The sequence below is a fragment of the Bdellovibrionota bacterium genome, from assembly GCA_035292885.1.
Classification (GTDB): Bacteria; Bdellovibrionota_G; JALEGL01; order JALEGL01; family DATDPG01; genus DATDPG01.
Genome location: DATDPG010000157.1, coordinates 1 through 5076 on the forward strand (window position 1 = coordinate 1; position 5076 = coordinate 5076).

Annotated in this window: 4 protein-coding genes; 2 read left to right on the forward strand and 2 right to left on the reverse strand. The window is 55.6% G+C overall.

Annotation, left to right across the window (positions count from 1 at the left end):
• Both VI895_11370 and VI895_11375 read right to left on the reverse strand, forming a co-directional pair.
• On the reverse strand, window positions 1–516 hold a 516-nt coding region (locus VI895_11370), incomplete at its 3' end, for a response regulator (protein HLG20399.1).
• A gap of 67 nt (window positions 517–583) precedes the next feature.
• The gene (locus VI895_11375) at window positions 584–1915 is read right to left on the reverse strand and encodes a histidine kinase (GenBank protein HLG20400.1); all 1332 of its coding nucleotides are present in this window, start codon (window positions 1913–1915) and stop codon (window positions 584–586) included.
• 206 nt (window positions 1916–2121) lie between these two features.
• On the opposite strand from VI895_11375, the gene VI895_11380 reads away from it, so the two are divergent.
• Both VI895_11380 and VI895_11385 read left to right on the forward strand, forming a co-directional pair.
• Window positions 2122–3852, forward strand: coding sequence for an activator of (R)-2-hydroxyglutaryl-CoA dehydratase (locus tag VI895_11380; protein ID HLG20401.1), 1731 nt, complete (start codon window positions 2122–2124; stop codon window positions 3850–3852).
• Window positions 3853–5076 (forward strand): BadF/BadG/BcrA/BcrD ATPase family protein (locus VI895_11385; protein HLG20402.1); only part of this gene is annotated, 1224 nt, incomplete at its 3' end.

Consider the following 5076-nt stretch of genomic DNA (forward strand, 5'->3'; position numbering starts at 1 on the left):
ACGAACATAACGAATATCCTCCACCGGCACGGCGTAAATCCGCCGCCCGTTACGTACCGCCAGCTGAAATGCGTATTCCTTGGGAGCGTTCTGCGGAATTGACCCCATCGCCCCCGCCAGTTTCTCGAGCGCTCCGCGGAAAAGAAGATCTTTTGTGACGATGTTGCGGACTTTGTTCACACAGGTGGAGAGCCGCTCCAAATCCACCGGTTTTTGAATGTAGTCGAGTGCGTGAAGCTCGAACGCGCGAACGGCGTAACGATCGTACGCCGTCACGAACACGACGTACGGAATTGTTTTCCAGGAAAGGAGCCTCCGAACCACTTCCATTCCGTCCATTTCGGGCATGTGAACATCGAGAAAGAGAACGTCGGGATGTAGCTGTTCCGCGAGGGAGAGCGCCTGAAGGCCGTCGTCGGCCTCTCCGACCACCTGCACGTCCTGGCACTGCCCCAATTGATACGCCAGCTCGCTCCGGGCCGGCGCTTCGTCATCGACGACCAAGGCTCGAATCATCGCAAGCGTCCCGAGTCTGACGTAGTTTGACAACAAAGGCCGCCGATGCGCCCGGGCACTACCGTCCTCATGCGTTCCCCGCAATTCTCGACGACGTCGACTTGAGCGGAAAGGCCACGGACACTCGCGTTCCCTTTCCGGGCTCGCTCTCCACGTCAAAATCGAAATCGGAGCCGTACAGGACATGGAGTCGTTCGTTCACGTTCGACAGACCGATCCCGGAATTTTTCACGACGCTTAAGCGCTCGGCCGAAATCCCCACGCCGTCATCCTCCACGATCAAATGAAGATACTCGTCCGACTTCTGCGCGGAAATTCGGATCGTTCCGCTCTTTTTCTTTAACCCGTGAATCACGGAATTCTCGACGATCGGTTGAATCAGGAGACTCGGCACGTGAATGCGGAGCAGCGCGGGATCGACGTTCTTGTGCACGCGAATTCGTTCCTCGCCGAACCGCGCCCTTTCAATGTCGAGGAAGTCATCCGTAAACCGAAGTTCTTCTTCCAGAGGCCGGAAATCGTCGTTGGTATCCAAAATCGCCCGCAGGATTTGAGCCAGCTTTTGCAGGACCGTGCGCGCCTTGGGAGGATCGATCCGAATCAGCGAGGCGATCGTGTTGAGCGTATTGAACAGAAAGTGAGGCTGGATTTTGCTCTTCAGCGCGTCCAGCCGCGCCTGAACGATTCCGCGCTCCCGTTCGGCCAGCGCCATTTCGACATACGTGTGATCCCAAATCATGAGCGGCACGCCGATTGCGGCGGCCTTTCCGATCAGAAGCGCGGCCAGCGTCCAACTGTGCGTGGGAATGAGCGTAAATAAAACCGATCTTCCCCAAACCTTGCTTGCGCCCAGCTCCAATACGCTCAAGGCGACGATGACGATCAAAAGGCGGAGGTCATACCGAAGGTGCGGCCGATCGTTTTGATCCTCACGATACCTGCGGAAAAAAACGAGCGTCAAAGGACTGAACGAAATCCGCTGGCGCTGGCGGTAACAAAAATGATGGAGCAATCCCCCCGCCAATCCGGCCACGACGGCGATGGGGATCAAGCCGTACTCACCGGCGGCAACCGCCGGCAGAGAAACGGCCAGGCCGACGGTCATGCCGACGATCGAACCGGCCACCAGCCCGCCCAGAAGCGATCCCTCAAGCCCCATATCGGCGGCGACGTAACCCAGCAAGATTCGAGCAAGAACACCGAGACTGAAAAGTCCACCCATGAGGGCTATAAAATAGATACGCCCCTTCACGCCTTCGCGTTCCAAGAAGAACATCCGCTTGAACGTGTCGAAACGGGAAAGAACCGTGGCCATCGCCGCCATCAATCCGATCTTGATCAGGGCGGTCACCAGGATCATTTGATCGTTCGTGAGAATGATGCCCGACCCGGTTTGCATGGGCTCATAGCTACACGAAGCCGCCATCCCTGCCAAATCTCGCTGCTGTTCAGCCGCCTTCCACGCCCATTCAACTAATTAATCCAGCCATTGGACAGGAAGTAGCTGTTTTCACTACACAAATTGTCTATCTTTTTCGCTTACACGAGAAAGGAACCGCTATGTCACTCGCACCGCTTCCATCCCTGAGTTCTATCACCCCCGAAATGGCGGAGAAGCTTCTTCAGGAAAGACTCGCGGCCGCACGGGAAGTCTGGAGCAAAGAGCTGGGGGTCGAGGAAACGGAGAAGAAACATTTCAAGCGCCCCATGGAGCGAGCGTTTACGCGAAATCAGCGCGAAAAGACGACGATTTTGTACGGCGGGCTGACCTGGAAGCACGAGCGACTCATTCAAGGTGTCTTTCACGCCATGGGATACAGCGCGGAGCCGATTCCCGCACCCGACGTCCCGGCCTTTCAGCTTGGAAAAGAGTACGGCAACAACGGCCAGTGCAACCCCACCTATTTTACGGTCGGCAACCTGGTCCAATACCTGCAGAAAATGGAAGCCAAAGGGATCGACCGAAAATCGATTTGCGACAATTACGTGTTTTTTACGGCCGGAGCGTGCGGACCGTGCCGCTTCGGCATGTACGAAGCGGAATATCGATTGGCGTTGCGGAATTCCGGTTTCGGCGACTTCCGCGTTCTGATCTTCGGTCAGGACGAAGGGGTCAAACGGGGCGACAAGAAGGACGGCGGCGCCGGCCTCGACATGAACCTCGAACTTTATCTAATGATTTTGAACTGCATTTCCATGGGGGACCTCGTGAACGAAGTGGCGTATCAGATCCGGCCGTACGAAGTGAACAAAGGAGAGACCGAATACACGCTTAAAGAGGCGATGGATTACCTCTACGGTGAAATTGTGGCGGCTGGCACGGAACCGGGCAAAGGCGACCACCTAAAACTTCTACCCAAGATGGTCGGCAAGTTCGAGTACATCGGAAACATCCTCCGGTTCCTTCACAACGAACGGTACTTGAAGGCCTGCGAGCATGTCCGCGACATGTTCAGCAAAATCAAGGTCGACCGGACCCGATGCAAACCGATTGTGAAGATTACCGGTGAGTTTTTCGCCCAGACGACCGAAGGGGACGGCAACTTCAATATGTTTACGTTCCTGGAGCGCGAAGGAGCGGAAGTGATTGTCGAGCCGGTGGGAAACTGGATCAACTATTTGATCAACCAAGCGAAAGTGAAGATCAAAGACAAGAAGGACCTCTCGGACTACTACGAGATTCCCCCGACCCGCCGGGTGTTCAAACGGCTGAAGGCCGAACTCCGCGCTCGAAAAATCCTCGCGGCCCTTTCCGTCGGCGGCCGCCTGCTTGAAAAGCAATACGACAATATCCGCGAAGCGTTAGGCGGGACGGCTCATCATCTGACGAACCAGACGACGCTGCAGCGCCTCGGCGACCCTTACTACAACATTCATGGAGGCGGGGGCGAAGGGCACTTGGAAGTGGCGAAGAACATTTACTACCACAATAAGAAGATGGCCCACATGGTGCTATCACTCAAGCCGTTCGGCTGCATGCCGAGCACACAATCCGACGGCGCTCAATCCGCGGTCGTGAACCACTATAAGGACATGATCTATATTCCGATCGAAACCTCCGGCGAAGGGGCGATCAACGGCCACAGCCGCGTTCAGATGGCTCTTGGCGAAGCGAAATTCAAAGCGAAGAATGAGTACGCCGAAGTGCTTCGGAATACGGGGTACACGCTCGACCAAGTCAAAGCTTATACGAACAGTCATCCGGAGCTTTCAAACCCGCACTACATTGTGCCGAAGCAGAAGGAGATCGCGGGCACGGCGGCCAATTTTGTGTACCACGTGGCGCAGAGGATGAGAGAAGCCGGGATTGAACGGTTACCGGCCATGGCGGCGTAAGTGGAAGGAAAAAAAGAACAACGTTTGATGATCGGTTTCGACGTCGGCTCGACAACCGTCAAAGCGGCCGTTGTCGACCCGGAAACCGACGAACTCGTTTGGAGCGATTACAAACGGCATGAAACGAAGCAGCCGGAGGTCGCTCTCGACTTCTTAAAGCGAATCAAAGAATCGTTCCCGATTCCAGACGATCATTTTCGCGTCTTTGTGACCGGGAGCGGCGGCGGCAGTATCGGGCGGCATATCGGCGCAAAGTTCGTTCAGGAAGTGAACGCCGTATCCCTCGCCGTGGAGAAGTTCTACCCCGATACCGGATCGGTCATCGAACTGGGCGGCCAGGACGCCAAGATGATCTTCTACCGAACGGACGAGAAGAGCGGAAAGAAGAAAAAAATTCCGACGATGAACGACAAATGCGCGGGCGGAACGGGCGCGGTCATCGACAAAATCAACGCCAAGCTCGGCATTCCGGCCGCGGAACTCTGCGAGCAACGGCATAACGGAATTAAAATCCATCATATCGCCGGGAAATGCGGCGTCTTCGCCGAAACCGACGTCAACGGCCTCCAAAAGCAAAGCGTACCGCGAGACGAGATCATGGCTTCGCTTTTCGACAGTATCATCGGCCAGAACATCAGCGTTCTCACGCGCGGCAATACGCTTACGCCCAAGGTTCTCTTGCTCGGCGGGCCGAACATGTACGTGCGCGGAATGATGGAGGCGTGGCGGTATCACATCCCCCGGATTTGGGACGAACGAAAGGTTCCGGTCCCCGCGGGCGTTCCCGTGGAGGAATTGATTATCGTCCCGAAAAACGCCCATCTTTTTGCGGCGATCGGCGCTGTGGAGTTCGGAAAAGACGAAGACGCGGACGTCGGCGTGTTTCAGGGCATCAAAGGTCTTGAGTATTATTTGACGTTCGGTCGTGAAGAAGAGAAAGCGATCCGGAAGAAGAGCGCGGACGGCGGAGGGCTATCCAAGGACCCCGAGGAACTCGCAGCATTCAAGGAAAAATATAAGCCGAATAAATTCACCCCCGTGAACTTTAAGCCGGACGAAGTCGTACGCGGCTTTATCGGAATCGACGGCGGATCGACCTCAACCAAAGCGGTCCTCTTAAACGATAAGAATGAAATCCTATGCAAGTCGTACCAACTTTCAAAAGGAAACCCGATCCAGGACACGATTGAGGTATTGGGGAAACTTCGAGAGATGGTCGAAACC

What these genes read in the sequence shown, in the direction of transcription:
- VI895_11375 (HLG20400.1), bottom strand. Translation starts at nt 1,915, where the DNA reads ATGCAAACCGGGTCGGGCATCATTCTCACGAACGATCAAATGATCCTG.
- VI895_11380 (HLG20401.1), top strand. Translation starts at nt 2,122, where the DNA reads ATGGCGGAGAAGCTTCTTCAGGAAAGACTCGCGGCCGCACGGGAAGTC.